General features: G+C 69.0%; 16 protein-coding genes. 11 read left to right on the top strand and 5 right to left on the bottom strand.

Going from position 1 to position 17,132, the window contains the following annotated elements; translation table 11 throughout:
• Window positions 1-14: 14 nt before the first annotated feature.
• Genes AACH00_RS02200 through AACH00_RS02190 form a run of 3 tightly spaced genes read right to left on the bottom strand, consistent with a single transcriptional unit; the run spans window position 15 to window position 1,797 of the window.
• A complete protein-coding gene (locus tag AACH00_RS02200) occupies window positions 15-560 on the bottom strand; it encodes a thermonuclease family protein (protein WP_341397301.1) in 546 nt (181 codons plus the stop codon).
• Window positions 545-946 (bottom strand): YkvA family protein, encoded by a 402-nt coding sequence (locus tag AACH00_RS02195; protein ID WP_341397300.1) that lies wholly within the window; start codon window positions 944-946, stop codon window positions 545-547. The genes AACH00_RS02200 and AACH00_RS02195 overlap by 16 nt, the downstream gene beginning before the upstream one ends.
• Before the next feature lie 38 nt (window positions 947-984).
• Entirely contained in the window at window positions 985-1,797 is an 813-nt protein-coding gene (locus AACH00_RS02190; protein ID WP_341397471.1) for a DUF429 domain-containing protein, read from the bottom strand.
• A gap of 237 nt (window positions 1,798-2,034) precedes the next feature.
• Here AACH00_RS02190 and AACH00_RS02185 point away from each other — a divergent pair, with 237 nt between their 5' ends.
• From AACH00_RS02185 to AACH00_RS02160, 6 genes are all read left to right on the top strand, one after another.
• Window positions 2,035-3,195, top strand: a complete 1,161-nt coding sequence (locus AACH00_RS02185; protein WP_341397299.1) for a DUF748 domain-containing protein — start codon at window positions 2,035-2,037, stop codon at window positions 3,193-3,195.
• A gap of 118 nt (window positions 3,196-3,313) precedes the next feature.
• On the top strand, window positions 3,314-5,815 hold the full coding sequence (locus tag AACH00_RS02180) for a YgiQ family radical SAM protein (RefSeq protein ID WP_341397298.1): 2,502 nt from the start codon (window positions 3,314-3,316) through the stop codon (window positions 5,813-5,815).
• Between the two features lie 180 nt (window positions 5,816-5,995).
• On the top strand, window positions 5,996-6,232 hold the full coding sequence (locus AACH00_RS02175) for a hypothetical protein (protein WP_341397297.1): 237 nt from the start codon (window positions 5,996-5,998) through the stop codon (window positions 6,230-6,232).
• Window positions 6,233-6,263: 31 nt separating this feature from the next.
• The gene (locus tag AACH00_RS02170; protein WP_341397296.1) at window positions 6,264-7,310 is read left to right on the top strand and encodes an asparaginase; all 1,047 of its coding nucleotides are present in this window, start codon (window positions 6,264-6,266) and stop codon (window positions 7,308-7,310) included.
• A gap of 149 nt (window positions 7,311-7,459) precedes the next feature.
• Window positions 7,460-8,071, top strand: a complete 612-nt coding sequence (locus AACH00_RS02165; RefSeq protein ID WP_341397295.1) for a chalcone isomerase family protein — start codon at window positions 7,460-7,462, stop codon at window positions 8,069-8,071.
• A 329-nt stretch (window positions 8,072-8,400) separates the two neighbouring features.
• The gene (locus AACH00_RS02160) at window positions 8,401-8,853 is read left to right on the top strand and encodes an excalibur calcium-binding domain-containing protein (protein WP_341397294.1); all 453 of its coding nucleotides are present in this window, start codon (window positions 8,401-8,403) and stop codon (window positions 8,851-8,853) included.
• Between the two features lie 73 nt (window positions 8,854-8,926).
• On the opposite strand, the gene hutH is transcribed toward AACH00_RS02160, so the two are convergent.
• Both hutH and hutU read right to left on the bottom strand, forming a co-directional pair.
• Window positions 8,927-10,483 (bottom strand): histidine ammonia-lyase, encoded by a 1,557-nt coding sequence (gene hutH, locus AACH00_RS02155; protein WP_341397293.1) that lies wholly within the window; start codon window positions 10,481-10,483, stop codon window positions 8,927-8,929.
• Window positions 10,484-10,522: 39 nt separating this feature from the next.
• Window positions 10,523-12,214: a urocanate hydratase gene (hutU, locus tag AACH00_RS02150; protein WP_341397292.1), complete on the bottom strand. Its 1,692-nt coding sequence runs from the start codon at window positions 12,212-12,214 to the stop codon at window positions 10,523-10,525.
• A gap of 72 nt (window positions 12,215-12,286) precedes the next feature.
• Between hutU and hutC the strand changes: the two genes are divergently transcribed.
• Genes hutC through hutF form a run of 5 tightly spaced genes read left to right on the top strand, consistent with a single transcriptional unit; the run spans window position 12,287 to window position 17,125 of the window.
• On the top strand, window positions 12,287-13,006 hold the full coding sequence (gene hutC / locus AACH00_RS02145; RefSeq protein WP_341397291.1) for a histidine utilization repressor: 720 nt from the start codon (window positions 12,287-12,289) through the stop codon (window positions 13,004-13,006).
• Window positions 13,003-13,638: a HutD/Ves family protein gene (locus AACH00_RS02140; RefSeq protein ID WP_341397290.1), complete on the top strand. Its 636-nt coding sequence runs from the start codon at window positions 13,003-13,005 to the stop codon at window positions 13,636-13,638. The genes hutC and AACH00_RS02140 overlap by 4 nt, the downstream gene beginning before the upstream one ends.
• Window positions 13,639-13,689: 51 nt before the next feature.
• A complete protein-coding gene (hutI, locus tag AACH00_RS02135) occupies window positions 13,690-14,913 on the top strand; it encodes an imidazolonepropionase (protein WP_341397289.1) in 1,224 nt (407 codons plus the stop codon).
• A complete protein-coding gene (gene hutG, locus AACH00_RS02130; RefSeq protein ID WP_341397288.1) occupies window positions 14,910-15,731 on the top strand; it encodes an N-formylglutamate deformylase in 822 nt (273 codons plus the stop codon). The genes hutI and hutG overlap by 4 nt, the downstream gene beginning before the upstream one ends.
• The gene (hutF, locus tag AACH00_RS02125; protein ID WP_341397287.1) at window positions 15,728-17,125 is read left to right on the top strand and encodes a formimidoylglutamate deiminase; all 1,398 of its coding nucleotides are present in this window, start codon (window positions 15,728-15,730) and stop codon (window positions 17,123-17,125) included. The genes hutG and hutF overlap by 4 nt, the downstream gene beginning before the upstream one ends.
• Window positions 17,126-17,132: the final 7 nt, after the last annotated feature.

The raw sequence follows: 17,132 nt of genomic DNA, 5'->3' as shown, positions 1-17,132 counted from the left end.
CTGCTGGGGTGCCGTCATGGACGTTGTTGTGGGTGCCCGTGCTGGTAAACACACCGCCCGTGCTGCTGGCGGAACGCCCGCGGGGGCAGCGGCTCCGGCGCACCAGCCGCGAACAAGCCCCGCCGGGCCTGCCGGGCAGCCGCCTCTTCAGCGGCATAGGGGCCGGGGTCGCCCTTGTAGCGGTAACTCCAGGCCAGGCCTTGCAACACCAGGTCGCGACCAACGTCGTGGCCGCCCAGGTGCACGCGCGCCAGCAGCCGGCCGTGCACATCGTCGCCCAGCGGCGTGAGCTCCACCACCTCGTTCAGCAAACGTGCCCGCAAGGCCTGCGTGGCGGCGTCACCCCCAGCCTGACACCCCTCGGGCGCGTCAATGCCCTGCAGGCGCACCAGCTGCGGCTTGCCCGGTGGCTCGGTGGTGTGCAGGCGCTGCACCCAGACGGTGTCGCCGTCGGCCACACGCTGTACCCGCGCGGGCCAGGCCTGGCTGGCGGCGGGCCACACCAAGGCGGCCGAGACCACCCAGAGCGCCCGGTGCGTCAGCCTCAGACGCCGTGCCACACCGTGCGCACCAGCCAGGCCGCGAAGGCCACGAACAGCAGCGCCCAGATCAGCAGCACCAGCAGCAGGCCCCACCACAGCTTGGGCAAGGTTTCGGTCTGCGCTTCGGCGGCTTGCATGCACGCTGCCCACAGCGGACGGGGCGTGAGCCGCACCACCAGCGCAACACCCAGCGGCACCAGCAGCATGTCGTCAAGCTGGCCCAGCACCGGGATGAAATCAGGTATCAGATCGATCGGGCTGAGCGCGTAGCCCAGCACCAGCCAGGCCACCAGCTTCGGGGCCAGCGGCGTCTCGGGGTGACGCGCCAGCTTCCACAGCGCCATCAGGTAGGCGGCGAGGCGGGCGGTATTGGCCATGCGCCAGAAACGGGTGAGACGACTCATGGCCGGATTGTTCCACGCCGGGGGTGGCGCGCTGCCGGTCAGGCGCTGACGATCCAGCCTTCAAGCGGATCGACCGCCGCAGGCAGGCCCCAATCACGGCGACCGCCGGCCCAGGCTGCCTGCAGCAGGCAGAGCAGCGCGTCGAGCCGGTCGCCGCTGGCGTCGGCCACCAGGTCGTCGCGCTGGGCGTGACTCAGCCGGATGCGCAGGCCCAGCCGGGTGCGGCCCTGCTCCAGCGCTTCCAGCAGGTCCTTGCGGGCAATCAGGCGCTCAGGCGTCTGCTTGGCGCGGTCGTCGCTCTTGTAGCTGCGGTTGCCCAGCACCTCGCGCGCCAGCAGGCCGGGGTAGGCCTCCAGCGCCACGCGTTGCGGCGCCTCTGTGGGTGCGGGCATCAAGCCGGGCATCCAGGCGTCAGCGGCGCGCAGCAAGGGCACACCGGCGTGCAGCATCCAGGCCACCGGCGGATTGACCCACTTCATGCTGGGTGATGAGCCCGCGGGGCCGTCGCAGACGCGGTGGGCGAACTTGCCGCCCACCGGCCGGGCAGCGCAGAAGCCGACGAACTGCTCGCGGATCTGCGGCCGGCTCAGGGCGGCGTAGTGGTCCATCAAGGCGGGCCAGGTGGTGGGCCAGCCCAGCGTCTCCACCAGCTCGCGCGGCAAGCCGAACGGCAAGTCGAAGCCGCCGAGCCAGGCGGGGGTGTGCTTCAGATAGTCGCCAAACGCAGCCAGGCTGTCGAAGGCCTGCAGGCCATCCAGCCGCACCACGCTGCCCGAGCGCACGCCCTGCGCCACCACCACCGGTTTGCGCTTGGTGGGTGCGCTCGAAAAATCGACACCGATCAGCGGCAGGGTCACGGGCACGTCCGTGGACGCATTGGCGGCGTCGGCGGCGGGTGCGGCTTTGACAGCCGCCTTTACGCCCATCTTGCTGGCCGTTCTGCGGGCAGGCTTTTGGGCATTCAGGCCGCTATTCGGGCCATCAGATGATCGCGTAGGCATGGCCGCAATTGTGGCCAGCCGCGCGCCGCCGTGCCCGTGGCGGGGCTTCCGGCGAAAATGGCGGGCTGTCATTCCCGGTGTGCTCCCTTGCTGAACCCTCTCCTGTCTCGCCGCGCGCTGCGCCTGGCCGCCGTTCCTCTGCTCATCGCCCTGGCCCTGTGGGGCGCCAGCATCTGGGCCCAGCAGCGCCTGGCCACCGCCGTGCGCGATGCCCTCGGCCCGCGCGCCAGCATCGGCAGCATTGAGGTCGCGTCGTTCGGCATCACCGTGCGGCAGTTGCGGGTGGCGGCGGTGCCCGGCTGGCCGGCTGATGAAGAGCTCAGCGCCGAGGCGGTGCACATCCGGCCCTCGTGGCGCAGCGTGCTGGGCGGCTCGTGGCGCCTGGCCCGGGTGAAGGTGGAGGGAGCGCGCCTGGTGATGCTGCGCAACCGCCAGGGCAAGCTGCTGGTGGTGCCTGGCTTGATGGCAAAGACGTCGGCAACTGCGTCGGCAACGACATCGGCAACTGCGTCCGCAACAGCGTCCGCAACTACGTCGGCAAAACCCACCCCGCCCCCTGAGCCCGCAGCAGCGAGCGGCACCCGGCTGGTCGTCGACCGAATCGACCTCGTGGACGGCCGGCTGGACCTGTTCGACGACTCCTTCCGCCCCGCCCTGCCAAAGCCCCATCACCTGACGTTCGCCGAAGTGCAGGCCACGCTCAAGCACCTGACGCTCACCGCGCTGGACGAGCCGATGCAGATCGACATGGCGGCCAAGGTGCTGGGCGCAGGCCGGGACGGGCAGCTGCGCTTGTCTGGTGACCTGACCCCCGCCAGCCTGGACGCCGACCTGGACATCACCCTGCAAGACGTGGACATGCGCCTGCTGCAGCCCTGGCTGCTGAAGGCCGCCGACGGCGGTGTGCGTGCCGGCCGGCTGGACCTGCAGTTGCAGGCTCGGGTGGCCGGGCGCCGGCTGGAGGCACCCGGGCGCATCACCCTGACCGGGCTGCAACTGGCCAGCGGGCCGGGGCTGTGGAACCAGGTGGGGGGCGTTTCGCGCGACGCGGCGCTGGCCACCTTGAGCCGGGATGGCCGCATCCAGCTGGATTTCACGCTGCAGGGCCGGCTGGATGACCCGACGTTTTCGCTCAACGACAGCCTGGCCAAGCGCTTTGCCACCGGCCTGGCCGAGGCGGTGGGCGTGAGCGTGGGCGGCGTGGTGGAAGGCGTGGGCCGCACCGTGCGCAGCCTGTTCGGCCGCTGAACCGCCGTAGCGGCCGGGGCCTTCCAGCAGGAAGTCACACCGGGCAGCCGGGCCGCAATCAGGGTTATCTGCAAGCCGGGCCGATACCGGGGACAATAGCGGCCTAGCGCCGGACGACATGCCAAGCATCTCGCCCGGCGCTGCCGTTTTCCCCGCGCGGGTGCCTGACCTGCCGCGCAACGCCCTAGCCGAGCCCGCCACCGTGTCCAACACCCTCGCCCCGTCACGCCCTGCAGCTGCCAAGCCCAAGGCCCTGAGCGCCTACCGCCCGTTCTGGGCCAAGCGCTTCGGCACCGCGCCGTTCCTGCCCATGAGCCGGGAGGAAATGACGCAACTGGGCTGGGACAGCTGCGACATCATCATCGTCACCGGTGATGCCTATGTCGACCACCCGAGCTTCGGCATGGCCGTGATCGGCCGCACGCTGGAGGCCCAGGGCTTCCGCGTGGGCATCATCGCGCAGCCGGACTGGAACTCGGCTGACGCCTTCCAGGCGCTGGGCAAGCCCAACCTGTTCTTCGGCGTGGCGGCCGGCAACATGGACTCGATGATCAACCGGTACACCGCCGACCGGAAGATCCGCAGCGACGACGCCTACACGCCGGGCAATGTGGGCGGCAAGCGCCCCGACCGCGCCACGCTGGTCTACACCCAGCGCTGCAAGGAAGCCTTCAAGGACGTGCCGGTGGTGATCGGCGGCATCGAAGCCTCGCTGCGCCGCATCGCCCATTACGACTACTGGAGCGACAAGGTCCGCCGCTCGATCCTGATCGACGCCAAGGCCGATCTGCTGCTGTACGGCAACGCCGAGCGCGCCATCGTGGAAGTGGCCCACCGGCTGGCCCAGAAGAAATCGATCGAGAGCATCACCGATGTGCGCGGCACGGCCTTCATGCGCAAGCCGAACGACCCCGCGCTGGACGGCTGGTATGAAGTTGATTCGTCGGAAGTGGACACCCCGGGCAAGGTCGACAAGCTGCTGAACCCGTACCTGACGCTGGAAGAGCAGGCTGAGGACAACGGCGCCACCTGCAGCAAGTCGGGCGGTGAAGTGCCGGCCGGCGCTGCGGCCCTGCCGGACGGCAGCAAGCCGGTGATGATCGTGCGCCAGCCCGTGACCCGCCAGGGCACCCGCGCGATTCAAACCCCGCGTGAAGTGACCGTGGTGCGCCTGCCGGCCTACGAGCAGGTCAAGAGCGACCCCGTGCTGTATGCCCACGCCAACCGCGTGCTGCACCTGGAAACCAACCCGGGCAACGCCCGCGCGCTGGTGCAGCGCCACGGCGAAGGCCACATCGCCCGCGACGTGTGGATCAACCCGCCACCGCTGCCGCTGAGCACCGAAGAGATGGACCTGGTGTTCGACCTGCCCTATGCGCGGTCGCCGCACCCGGCCTATGCCGACAAGAACGGCAGCCACGACGGCGAGACCAAGATCCCGGCCTGGGAAATGATCCGCTTCTCGGTGAACATCATGCGCGGCTGCTTTGGTGGCTGCACCTTCTGCTCGATCACCGAGCACGAAGGCCGCATCATCCAGAGCCGCTCGGAAGACTCGGTCATCCGCGAGGTGGAAGACATCCGCGACAAGGTCAAGGGCTTCACCGGCGTCATCTCCGACCTCGGCGGCCCGACGGCCAACATGTACCGCATCGGTTGCAAGTCACCCGAGATCGAAGCCGCCTGCCGCAAGCCGAGCTGCGTCTATCCGGGCATCTGCTCGAACCTGAATACCGACCACACGCCGCTGATCAACATGTACCGCCGGGCCCGCAGCCTGCGCGGCATCAAGAAGATCCTGATCGGCTCGGGCCTGCGTTACGACCTGGCCGTGCAGAGCCCGGAATACGTGAAGGAGTTGGTCACGCACCACGTGGGCGGCTACCTGAAGATCGCGCCGGAGCACACGGAAGGTGGCCCGCTGTCGAAGATGATGAAGCCGGGCATTGGCACCTACGACCGCTTCAAGGCGATGTTCGAGAAGTTCAGTGCGGAAGCCGGCAAGAAGCAGTTCCTGATCCCGTACTTCATCGCCGCCCACCCGGGTACCAGCGACGAAGACATGATGAACCTGGCGATCTGGCTGAAGCACAACGGCTTCCGCGCCGACCAGGTGCAGACCTTCTACCCGTCGCCCATGGCCACGGCCACGGCGATGTACCACTCGGGCCACAACCCGCTGAAGGGCATCAGCCGCGACGCGCGCAAGGGTGAGCGCGTGGACATCGTCAAGGGCGAGAAGCGCCGCCGCCTGCACAAGGCCTTCCTGCGCTACCACGACGCCAACAACTGGCCGCTGCTGCGCGAAGCCCTGAAGGCCATGGGCCGGGCCGACCTGATCGGCAACGGCAAGCACCACCTGATCCCGACCTGGCAGCCCGCCACCGACGGCAGCTACCAGAGCGCTCGACGCGCCAATTCCACGCCTGCCCCGACCACGGGCAAGGCGGTGGTGAAGCCTTCGGCCAAGTCCGGGCAACCGGTGGCCGGGCGCATGCTGACGCAGCACACCGGCCTGCCACCGCGCGACAACGGCAGCCGCCCAGCCCGCCCGGGCAGTGCCAAGCCGAGTGCACGCGTGGTGGGCAAGCCGGTGGGCGGTCGCAAGACCGGGCGCTGAGGCGAGCACGTGCGCAGGGGCTTCTGCTACCCGGGAAACACCTCGTCACAGGGCAAAGATTTCGTTGGCCGCCCGGGTTGAAACACCGGGCGTCAGGGGTAGGATTCAGAGTAACGCAACGGCATCGTGAATGCCTGCAAGACCCGCGTTCTGTCCTGAATCACCGAAGTAGGAGACCCCATGTCCAAATTCGCTCTGCCCCGTATCGGCGCCGCCCTGTCTGCCCTGGTGATGGGCGTGGCCCTGGCCACCGCTGTGCCAGCCGAAGCCCGTACCGCTCACCACCCGGCCAAGGCCTCGGTGGCCAAGGCGGGTGGCAAGCACGCCAAGGCTGGCAAGGCTGCGAAGCACGCCAAGGCCGGCAAGCATGGCAAGGGCGCCAAGCACGCGAAGCGCACCAAGGCCAAGATGGCCTGATCGCCCGACTCACCTCACAGCGCTGCCCGCCATGTCGAATCCGGTTCTGGTTGATGTGCAACGCGGTGGGGTGACCGAATCCTTCCACCAGGGCGCTTTTGCCGTGGTGGACGCCACCGGGACGGTGGTCCACGCGCTGGGCAACATTGACCGCGCGATCTTTCCGCGCTCTGCCGTGAAGGTGCTGCAGGCGCTGCCGCTCATCACCAGCGGCGCAGCTGATCTGTTCCAGCTGACCGACACCGAACTGGCCCTGGCCTGCGCCTCCCATGGCGGCGAGCCCGCGCACGCAGCCACCGCCGCCGGCATGCTGGCCAAGGCCGGCGTTGACGCCACCGCCCTGGGCTGCGGCAGCCACTGGCCCAGCCACGACCGCAGCAGCCGCGAACTGGCCCGCAGTGGCGGCGAGCCCACCGCGCTGCACAACAACTGCTCCGGCAAACACGCCGGCTTTGTCTGCCTGGGCTGCTTGCTGGCCCGCGAACAGGGCTTGGATGCCCGCGGATTTCTGTCAGGCTACGTGCAGCCCGATCATCCGGTGATGCAGCAGGTGACCCACGCACTGGCCACTGCCACCAGCACCGACCTGCGCCAGGCCCCCGTCGGCGTGGACGGCTGCTCGATCCCCACCTTCGGCATGCCGCTGCGTCAACTGGCACTCGGCTTTGCCCGCGTGGCCACCGGCCAGGGGCTGAGTGCCGACCACGCCCGCGCCGCCGCCCGGCTGCGCAAGGCCGTGGCCAAAGCGCCCTTCATGGTGGCGGGCACCGACCGCTTCGATACCGACGTGATGGCCCATTTCGGTGAACGCGTGTTCTGCAAGGTGGGCGCCGAAGGCGTTTATTGCGCCGCCCTGCCTGAGCTGGGTTGGGGTGTGGCCATCAAGATGGACGACGGCAACAACGCCCGCGCGGTGGAGGTGGTGATGTCCCACCTGCTGGCCACCTGGGTGGCACGCAATGAAGCCGACCACGCCGTGCTGGCGCCCCGCACCACGGTGCACATGCGCAACTGGAACGGCATCGAGGTGGGCACCTTGCAGCCTTCCGCCGCGCTGCGGGCCGCCACAGAGGCCTGAAAACACCTGCCAAAGCCAGAACCGTCCGTGTTCTGGATCACCTTGGCGTGGTTTGAGATGCACGATCCCCCTGATGGATGGTGGGCACTGACCATTGAAGCCACCAAAATGGCTTTCAAAGCCAACCAACAAGCATCAAGGAGACCGGCATGAACCGACGCCAAGCGCATTATCTGGCGCCGCTATTTGCAACGGCGCTGTGCGCCCTGGCCCTGCAAGTGGCCCCCGTGCACGCAGCGCCCACCAGCACCACCTTCGAGCCCACCGCCCAATTGCAAGGCTCAACCTTGCAGCTCAATGGCACGGGCACGCGCTTTCGCGTGATGTTCAAGGTGTACGACATGGCGCTGTACACGCCGCAGAAGGTGAACACCGCCGACGCCCTGGTGAACCAGCCCGGCCCGAAGCGCCTGCGCTTCACCGCCCTGCGCGAGATTCCGGGCACCGACCTGGGCCTGGCCTTCATCAAGGGCCTGCAAGCCAATTCGGCCAAAGACCTGGTGCAACGCCACACCATGTCGTCCACCCGCCTGATCGAGATCTTCTCGGGCAAGCCCAAGCTGGTGCCCGGCGACACCTTCGCCATGGATTTCATTCCCGGCAAGGGCACGCAGTTCTACATCTCCGGCCAACCCCAGGGCGCCCCGGTCGGCGACGCCGAGTTCTTCGCCATGGTGCTGCGCATCTGGGTCGGCCCGCAGCCGGTGGACCAGGCGCTGAAGGATGGCTTGCTGGGTGTGGAAACGCGCAGCGCGTATTGAGGCGATGGAGGCCGGTCGGGGTGCGTGGTGAGTAGCCTCGATCACGACGGCCATCACCTCAACTGACAACACCCGAACCCGGCCATGCGCACGCTCTACGTCCACGGCATGGGTCGCTCGCCGCTGTCCGGCTCTCAGTGTTCGGCTTCGAGCCCAACGACGGTGTGGTTTCAAACTCGGAAACCAACGCCCGCTGGCTCGGTGATTGGGTGGAGTTGCCACACCTGCACACGTTCCTGCCCGCCAGCACAGGGGTTGCCAGGGTCATCGTCCGTCAGTGCGCGGAGAATGCGGGCTGATCTGTTCACGCACGCGCTGCCGTTTACGCCATGCTCACAAACTCGTCCGTCGCCAGCCTCGTGCTGGGTCTGCTGCTCGCTGTCGTCAGCACCTCTGCCGCAGCGGCGAACAAATGCATGATCGACGGCACGGTCACTTTCCAGCAGGCGCCGTGTCCGGCTGAGGAAGCAGGCCCGCGCCCCAGCATCCAGCAATTGAATGCCGAGGCGAAGAAGCGGGCTGCGACTGCCTCTGCACCTGTTCCCGCTTCCGTTTCTGCTGCGACGCCGGCTCCAGCATCGCCGCCGGTCAAGGCCCGCCCGACGGCACCCGCCGGGCCGAGCGCTTTCCACTGCGACGGTCGGCGGTTCTGCTCGCAGATGACCTCATGCGCCGAGGCCAAGTACTTCCTCGCCCACTGCCCTGCCGTGGTGATGGACGGCAATGGCGACGGCGTGCCTTGTGAGCAGCAGTGGTGCCGCTGGGGACATCTCAAGGACTGAGTGGTCGAGACTGCGCGCAGCAGCCCCTCCTCCTCAAACGCTTCTCAAGCGCCCCTCCACCGGCCTTCCAAACTCAGGCCGGCACCCACAGCGCCGGCAAGCCGGGCTGGGCGCGCAACAAACCCGTCAGCGCACCTTCACGCACCAGCGCAGCGGCGGCTTCAATGTCGGGCGCCAGGTAGCGGTCGGTGGGCATGGCGGCGCAGCGTTCGCGCAGCAGGGCGTGGGCCTGCTCCAGCACGGCTGAACTCTTCAGCGGCCGCAGGAACTCGATGCCCTGAGCCGCAGCCAGCCACTCGATGCCGATGATGTGCGCGACGTTGGCGATCATCGGTTGCAGGCGGCGCGCGGCGAAGGTGGCCATCGAGACATGGTCTTCCTGGTTCGCGCTGGTCGGCAGGCTGTCGACGCTGGCCGGGTGCGCCAGCGACTTGTTCTCGCTGGCGAGCGCTGCCGCGGTGACGTGGGCGATCATGAAGCCGCTGTTCAGGCCCGCGTCGCTGCTGAGGAACGGCGGCAGGCGTGACACGCTGGCGTCGATCATCATGGCGATGCGGCGCTCCGCGATCGCGCCCACTTCGGCGATGGCCACAGCCATGGCGTCGGCGGCCAGGGCCACCGGTTCCGCATGGAAGTTGCCGCCGGAAATCATCGCGCCGTCTTCAAAGAAGACCAACGGGTTGTCGGTCACCGCATTGGCTTCGCGGCACAGCACCAGCGCGGCATGGCGCAACTGGTCGAGGCACGCACCCACCACCTGCGGCTGGCAGCGCAGGCAGTACGGGTCTTGCACGCGGTCGTCACCTTCTTCGTGCGAGGCGCGAATGGCGCTGCCGGCCAGCAGGCTGCGGTACACCTGTGCCACGTCGATCTGGCCAGGCTGGCCGCGCAGCGCATGGATGCGCGGGTCAAACGGGCCGTCAGAGCCACGCGCCGCGTCAACAGTGAGCGCGCCCACCACCAGCGCAGCTTCCAGCACCGGCTCGAAGGCCAGGAAGCCGTGCAGCGCCAGCGCCGCCGAGGTCTGCGTGCCGTTGATCAGCGCCAGGCCTTCCTTGGCTTCCAGCGCCAGCGGTGCGATGCCGGCCGCAGCCAGCACGGGGCCGGCGGGTTGGCGCTGGCCGTCCACCATGAACTCGCCCTCACCCAGCAGCGCCAGCGTCATGTGCGACAGCGGTGCCAGATCACCCGAGGCGCCCACCGAGCCCTTGGACGGCACGCAGGGCACCAGGCCGGCGTTCAGCACGGCCAGCAGGGTGTCAATCACGACCTCACGCACGCCGGAGTAGGCGCGCGCCAGGCTGGCTGCCTTCATGGCCAGCATCAGGCGCACCACTTCCGGCGCCAGCGGCTCACCCACGCCCACCGAGTGCGAGCGAATCAGGTTCAGCTGCAGCTTGGCCAGATCGGCCGCGCTGATGCGCTGGTTGGCCAGCTTGCCGAAGCCGGTGTTCACGCCGTACACGGGCGCGTCACCGGCGGCTGCGGCCTGTACCACCGCGGCGCTGGCGCGGATGTTGGGGCGGGCGGCGGGGTCGAGCGTCAGCACCACACGGCCGGCGTGGATGGCCTGGAGCTGGTCCAGCGTCAGGGCGCCGGGGGTGAGGGTCAAGGGGGTCTTGGTCGTCATGGTGAATTCCAGAAAATGCGGGTCGAGGCCGGAGGCCGCTCAGGCGCCGGTGTTGAGCATAGGCAGGTTCAGGCCCTGCTCGCGGGCGCACTGGCGGGCGATCTCGTAGCCCGCGTCGGCATGGCGCATCACGCCGGTGGCCGGGTCGTTCCACAGCACGCGCTCGACACGGCGGGCCGCTTCGTCCGTGCCATCACACACGATGACCACGCCCGAGTGCTGCGAGTAGCCCATGCCCACGCCGCCGCCGTGGTGCAGGCTGACCCACGTCGCGCCGCCTGCCGTGTTGAGCAGTGCGTTCAGCAGCGGCCAGTCGCTGACGGCGTCGGAGCCGTCGAGCATGCTTTCGGTTTCGCGGTTGGGGCTGGCCACCGAGCCGCTGTCGAGGTGGTCACGGCCGATCACGATGGGGGCCTTCAGCTCACCGTTCTTCACCATCTCGTTAAAGGCCAGGCCGGCGCGCTGGCGCTCACCCAGGCCGATCCAGCAGATGCGTGCCGGCAGGCCCTGGAAGGCGATGCGCTCACCGGCCATGTCGAGCCAGCGGTGCAGGTGGGCATCTTCGGGGAAGAGCTCCTTCATCTTGGCGTCGGTCTTGCGGATGTCTTCCGGATCACCGCTCAGCGCCACCCAGCGGAACGGGCCCTTGCCACGGCAGAACAGCGGGCGGATGTAGGCGGGCACGAAGCCGGGGAAATCAAACGCGTTGGTCACGCCTTCATCGAACGCCACCTGGCGGATGTTGTTGCCGTAATCCACCGTGGGAATGCCCAGCGCCTGGAAGTCGAGCATGGCTTGCACGTGCACGGCGCAGCCCTGGGCCGCGGCCTTGCGCAGCGCGGCATGCTGGCTGTCATCGGCCTGTGCGGCGCGCCACTGCTCCACGCTCCAGCCCGGCGGCAGGTAGCCCCACACCAGGTCGTGGGCGCTGGTCTGGTCGGTCACCATGTCGGGGCGCAGGCCGCCGGCGCGGGCGCGGGCCACCAGTTGCGGCAACACCTCGGCGGCATTGCCCAGCAGGCCGATGGAGATGGCCTTGCCTTCGGCGGTGTAGCGGGCGATGCGGGCCAGCGCGTCATCGATGTCGGTGGCCTGCTCATCAAGGTAGCGGCTGCGCAGGCGGAAGTCGATGCGGCTCTGCTGGCACTCGATGTTCAGCGAACAGGCGCCCGCGAAGGTGGCGGCCAGCGGCTGTGCGCCACCCATGCCACCCAGGCCGGCCGTCAGGATCCAGCGGCCGGTCATCGAGCCACCGAAGTGCTGCTTGGCGGCCTCGACGAACGTTTCGTAGGTGCCCTGCACGATGCCCTGGCTGCCGATGTAGATCCAGCTGCCGGCCGTCATCTGGCCGTACATCATCAGGCCTTTGCGGTCGAGCTCGTGGAAGTGCTCCCAGGTGGACCACTTCGGCACCAGGTTCGAGTTGGCGATCAGCACGCGCGGCGCGTCGGCATGGGTGCGGAACACGCCCACCGGCTTGCCCGACTGCACCAGCAGCGTTTCGTCATCACCCAGCGTCTTCAAGGTGCTCAGGATCTGCTCGAAGCAGTCCCAGTTGCGCGCGGCCTTGCCGATGCCGCCGTACACCACCAGCGCTTCGGGGTTCTCGGCCACGGCCGGGTCCAGGTTGTTCTGGAGCATGCGATAGGCGGCCTCGGTAAGCCAGCTGCGGCAGCTGAGCGTGGTGCCCGTGGGCGACGAGACAGGACGAGGTTGGGCAGAGGTGGACATGGGGATCTCCAGCAGGTTGTTCGGGCTGCACTCTACTTGTCTAGACAAGCAAAGGCAAGTAGCATCGCACCCATGTCAACCCTGAGCCGAGACGGCCTGGCGCCCTACGCCCAGGTCAAGCAGCACCTGAAAGACCGACTGGTGGCCGGTGAGTGGGCGGCCGGCGAATTGATGCCGTCAGAAGCCGAGCTGGTGGCCTTGTTCGGCGTCAGCCGCATGACCGTGAACCGCGCGCTGAAAGAGTTGCAGGCCGACGGCCTGGTCGACCGCGTGCAAGGCGTGGGTACGTTTGCGGCGCAACTGCACAAGGTGTCGGCCACGCTCACGCTGCGCGACGTGCACGACGAGATCGCAGCCCGCGGCCACGAGCACACGGCCCGCGTGCTGATGCAGCGCGCCGAGCCCGCCACCGAAGCCGTGGCCACGGCGCTGGGCCTGGTGGCCGGCACGCCGGTGTTCCACAGCCGCATCGTGCACCTGGAAAACGGCGTGCCGCTGCAGCTGGAAGACCGCCATGTGAACCCGGCGGTGGCGCCCGATTACCTCTCGCAAGACTTCGAGCGCATCACGCCCACGCACTACCTGTTCGAGCACACCGCGCTGTGGCGGGCGCGCTATTCGATCGAATCCGCCGCGGCCAGCGCGGCCGACGCCAAGGCCCTCAACATCCTGCGCGACGACCCCTGCCTGGTGGTGGTGCGCCGCACCTGGACGCGCGACGCAGCCATCACCCAGGCGCGCCTGATTCACCCGGGGGCGCGGTACCAGCTGGAAGGCTCGTTCACCCCATGACCGCGCCCATCAGCCCTTCCAGACTCACGCTGGTGAGCCTGGCCGACTGCCCGCCCCAACCCTGGCGCAACGGCGGCGGCGAAACCCGCGAGTTGCTGCGCTGGCCCGATGGCGACGACTGGCTGGTGCGGGTGAGCGTGGCCGACATCACCCGCGACGGGCCGTTCTCGGCCTTCCCCGGCGTGCAGCGCTGGTTCGCGGTGCTGGAAGGCCACGGCGTGGTGCTGGGTGAAGCAGCCGATGCGCGCACCCTGACCACCCGCAGCGCGCCCTGGCCGTTCGACGGCGCCAGCGCCCCGGCCTGCGCGCTGGTGCAGGGCGCTACGCGGGACCTGAACCTGATGCTGCGGCCGGCGCCCGGTGAGCACGGCGGGGCGGGCATGGTGCGCGTTGAGGCCGCACCTGCTGCACCGCCTGTTGATGCCGCCAGCACCCCGGCCACGCCCCGCTGGCGCGGCATCTACACCCACACCCCGCTGATCTTGCACCGCAGCGCTTGCGAACCGATCACGCTGCCTGCGGGCTCGCTGGCCTGGGCCGTGGATGACGCCAGCGAATGGCACGCACAAGCCACCGAGCCATCCGCCGGGCAACCTACCCAGCCACTGGCCGCCTGGTGGCTGCATCAGTGACCAAGCCGCCGCTGACACGCCAGGACTGAGCACCGAATACCGAGCCCCCTCATGAAAACACGCACCCTGTGGCGCGGCGCCAGCATCGCCGCCATGACACCCGACCGCCCCTGGGGCTGGATCGAAGACGGCGCGCTGCTCACCGACGGCGACCGCATCGAATGGATCGGGCGGGCCGACGACCTGCCTGCCGGCCTGGACGTGCACATCGAGCACCGGCTGTCGGGCGGCGTCATCACGCCGGGGTTGATCGACGCTCACACCCACCTGGTGTATGGCGGCCACCGCGCCCGGGAGTTCGAGCTGCGACTGCAGGGCGCCAGCTACGAAGACATTGCCCGCGCCGGCGGCGGCATCCGCTCCACCGTGACGGCCACCCGTGGCGCCACCGAGGTGGAGCTGTTGCGCGACGCCACCCGCCGCGCCCGCTGCCTGATCGCCGAAGGCGTGACCACCATCGAGATCAAGTCAGGCTACGGCTTGAGCTTCGCCGACGAAGCCCGTTGCCTGCGCGTGGCGCGCCGCATTGGTGAACAGCTGCCGCTGACAGTCCGCACCACCGCCCTCGCCGCCCACGCCGTGCCGCCCGAGTTTGAAGGCCGAGCGGATGACTACATCGACGCCGTGTGCGGCTGGCTGCCCGGCTGGCATGCGCAGGGCCTGGTCGATGCGGTGGATGGGTTCTGTGAATCGATCGCCTTCTCGCCGGCACAGATCGAGCGCGTCTTCAACGCCGCCCGGGCGCTGGGCCTGCCGGTGAAGCTGCATGCCGAGCAATTGACGGACAGCGGCGGCGCTCTACTGGCCGCCCGCCACGGCGCATTGAGCGCCGACCACCTGGAACACCTCGGCTCCGACGGCGTGCAGGCGATGGCCCAGGCCGGCACCGTGGCCATGCTGCTGCCCGGCGCCTACTACTTCCTGCGCGACACCCACCTGCCCCCCGTGCAGGCCCTGCGCGACGCAGGCGTGCCGATGGCCGTGGCGACCGACCACAACCCAGGCAGCTCGCCCACGCTCTCGCCGCTGCTGATGCTGAACATGGCCTGCACCCTGTTCCGCCTGACGCCGGAAGAAGCCCTGGCAGGCATGACCCGCCATGCCGCGCAGGCGCTCGGTTTGAGCCAAACCCATGGGCAGCTCACCCCGGGACGCCGCGCCGACTTCGCGCTCTGGCACATTGATCACCCGAACGAACTGGCGTACCGCTTTGGCCACAACCCCTGCGCGCAGGTGGTGTGGGGCGGCCGCCCCGGAAAGGAACAACCGGAATGACCCACCGACCACCCGTGCTGCAGCGTGGCACCACGCCGCTTTTGATCAGCCTGCCGCATTGCGGCACCGAGCTGCCTGACGACATCGCCCGGCACATGGTGCCGCGCGCCAAGGCCGTCGAAGACACCGACTGGCTGATGGCGCCGCTGTACGCGTTTGCGCGCGAGATGGGTGCCGGGCTGCTGGTGCCGGCTTATTCGCGCTACGTGATCGACCTGAACCGGCCGCCCGACAACGCGCCGATGTACCCGGGGGCGAACAACACCGAGCTGTGCCCGACCCGCTTCTTCACCGGCGAAGACATCTACCTGCCCGGCCTGGCCCCCGACGCGGCCGAGGTGGAGCGCCGCCGCGCGCTGTATTGGCAGCCGTACCACGACCTGCTGCACGACGAGCTCAACCGGCTGAAGGCACAGCATGGCCACGCCGTGCTGTTTGATGGCCACAGCATCCGCTCGGTGCTGCCCTGGCTGTTTGAAGGCCAGCTGCCGGACCTGAACCTCGGCACCGTCACCGGCACCAGCTGCGCGACCAGCCTGCGCGATGCGCTGGGCGCTGTGCTGGCCCGCCAGCAGCATTTCACCCAGGTGGTGGATGGTCGCTTCAAGGGTGGCTACATCACCCGACAGCATGGCCAGCCGGCCCAGGGCATCCATGCGGTGCAACTGGAAATGTGCTGGCGCTGCTACCTCGACGAAAGCGTCACGCCGACGCGCGAGACGCAATTGCAGGCCGCGTACATCGCGCACATCCAGCCCGTGCTGCAGGCGCTGGTTCAGGTGATGCGCGACTGGCGTCCGCAGGCCGCGCAGCCATGAGCAGCACGCGCCCAATGAACCACCAGCGCCTGTGGGCTGACCTGGCCTGGCTGCCCGACGGCTGGCAGCGCCACGTGCTGCTGGAAATCGACAGCGCCGGCCGCTGGCGCAGCGTGCAGGCCGGTGTGCCCTGCCCGGCCGATGCCCTGCGGCTCAATGGCCCGGCCTTGCCCGGCCTGGTGAATGCCCACAGCCATGCGCACCAGCGCGCCTTCGCAGGTCTGGCGGAGCATGTGGACCAGCCCGGCGACAACTTCTGGAGCTGGCGCGACCGCATGTACCGCGTCGCAGACAGCATCACCCCGGCCAGCCTGCACGCGATTGCCACGCAGCTGTACGGCGAAATGCTGGAGGGCGGCTACACCCAGGTCTGCGAGTTTCATTACCTGGCGCACACGGCTGGTGAGCCAGCAACAGAGCAGGCTCACGCCTTGAGCCAGGCCGTGGTGGATGCCGCCAGCGAGGTGGGCATCGGCCTGACGCTGCTGCCGGTGCTCTACGAGCGCGCCGGCTTCACCCAGCCCGCCCTGCGCCCGGACCAGCAACGCTTCCACCGTGACGCCGAGGCAGTGATGGCGGCACAGCGGCATGTGGCGGCGCAAGGCCACATCTCGCTGAATGCCGGCGTGGCGGTGCATTCGCTGCGCGCGGCGCGGCCAGCCTCCTTGCACCGCCTGCGGGCGCTGTGCGAGGGGCAAGACCTGCCCATCCACATCCATGTGGCGGAACAAACCGCCGAGGTGGATGACTGCCTGCAAGCCACCGGGCAGCGGCCGGTGCAGTGGCTGGCAGCAGAGGGGCTGCTGGATGCGCGCTGGCAGCTCGTGCACGCCACCCACGTCACCCCGGAAGAGATCGAGGCCACAGGCCGCGCGGGCAGCGGCGTGGTGATCTGCCCGACCACCGAGGCCAACCTGGGCGACGGCCTGACCGACCTGCCCGGCTGGCTGCGCGCAGGTACGCCGTTGAGCGTGGGTTCAGACAGCCAGGTGACGCGCTGCTGGCGCGAGGAGCTGCGCTGGCTGGAATACGGACAGCGGCTGCAATGGCGGCAACGCAATGTGGCCATGAGCCACCCGCCCGCGGCCGGCGCCACGGCCAGCCGGCTGTGGCAGGCCGTGCTGGCCGGTGGTGCCGCGGCGGCAGGTCAGACAAGCTGGGGCCTGCAGGTGGGTGCGCGCGCCGACTTGCTGGTGGCTCCGGCAACGGACGCAGCGCTGGCAGGCATCCCAACCAGCCGCACGCTGGACGCGCTGGTGTTCTCCAGCCCCGGCCAGGCCTGGAGCGACGTGATGGTGGCGGGCCGGTGGACGCTGCGCGACGGCGAGCGGCCGGGCAAGGCGCAGCATCAGGCCCGGTTCACCGAGGTCATGCGCAACTTGTGGGGTGAATGAAGCCGGG

Origin of the sequence: Ideonella margarita, assembly GCF_038066635.1 — a bacterium.
Taxonomy (GTDB): Bacteria; Pseudomonadota; Gammaproteobacteria; order Burkholderiales; family Burkholderiaceae_C; genus Ideonella; species Ideonella margarita.
Note: the sequence above shows the minus strand (reverse complement) of the source record. Positions and strands in the feature narration are given on the sequence as shown.

What these genes read in the sequence shown, in the direction of transcription:
- AACH00_RS02195 (WP_341397300.1), bottom strand. Translation starts at nt 946, where the DNA reads ATGAGTCGTCTCACCCGTTTCTGGCGCATGGCCAATACCGCCCGCCTC.
- AACH00_RS02180 (WP_341397298.1), top strand. Translation starts at nt 3,314, where the DNA reads ATGCCAAGCATCTCGCCCGGCGCTGCCGTTTTCCCCGCGCGGGTGCCT.
- AACH00_RS02175 (WP_341397297.1), top strand. Translation starts at nt 5,996, where the DNA reads ATGTCCAAATTCGCTCTGCCCCGTATCGGCGCCGCCCTGTCTGCCCTG.
- AACH00_RS02170 (WP_341397296.1), top strand. Translation starts at nt 6,264, where the DNA reads ATGTCGAATCCGGTTCTGGTTGATGTGCAACGCGGTGGGGTGACCGAA.
- AACH00_RS02165 (WP_341397295.1), top strand. Translation starts at nt 7,460, where the DNA reads ATGAACCGACGCCAAGCGCATTATCTGGCGCCGCTATTTGCAACGGCG.
- AACH00_RS02160 (WP_341397294.1), top strand. Translation starts at nt 8,401, where the DNA reads ATGCTCACAAACTCGTCCGTCGCCAGCCTCGTGCTGGGTCTGCTGCTC.
- hutH (WP_341397293.1), bottom strand. Translation starts at nt 10,483, where the DNA reads ATGACGACCAAGACCCCCTTGACCCTCACCCCCGGCGCCCTGACGCTG.
- hutU (WP_341397292.1), bottom strand. Translation starts at nt 12,214, where the DNA reads ATGTCCACCTCTGCCCAACCTCGTCCTGTCTCGTCGCCCACGGGCACC.
- hutC (WP_341397291.1), top strand. Translation starts at nt 12,287, where the DNA reads ATGTCAACCCTGAGCCGAGACGGCCTGGCGCCCTACGCCCAGGTCAAG.
- AACH00_RS02140 (WP_341397290.1), top strand. Translation starts at nt 13,003, where the DNA reads ATGACCGCGCCCATCAGCCCTTCCAGACTCACGCTGGTGAGCCTGGCC.
- hutI (WP_341397289.1), top strand. Translation starts at nt 13,690, where the DNA reads ATGAAAACACGCACCCTGTGGCGCGGCGCCAGCATCGCCGCCATGACA.
- hutG (WP_341397288.1), top strand. Translation starts at nt 14,910, where the DNA reads ATGACCCACCGACCACCCGTGCTGCAGCGTGGCACCACGCCGCTTTTG.
- hutF (WP_341397287.1), top strand. Translation starts at nt 15,728, where the DNA reads ATGAGCAGCACGCGCCCAATGAACCACCAGCGCCTGTGGGCTGACCTG.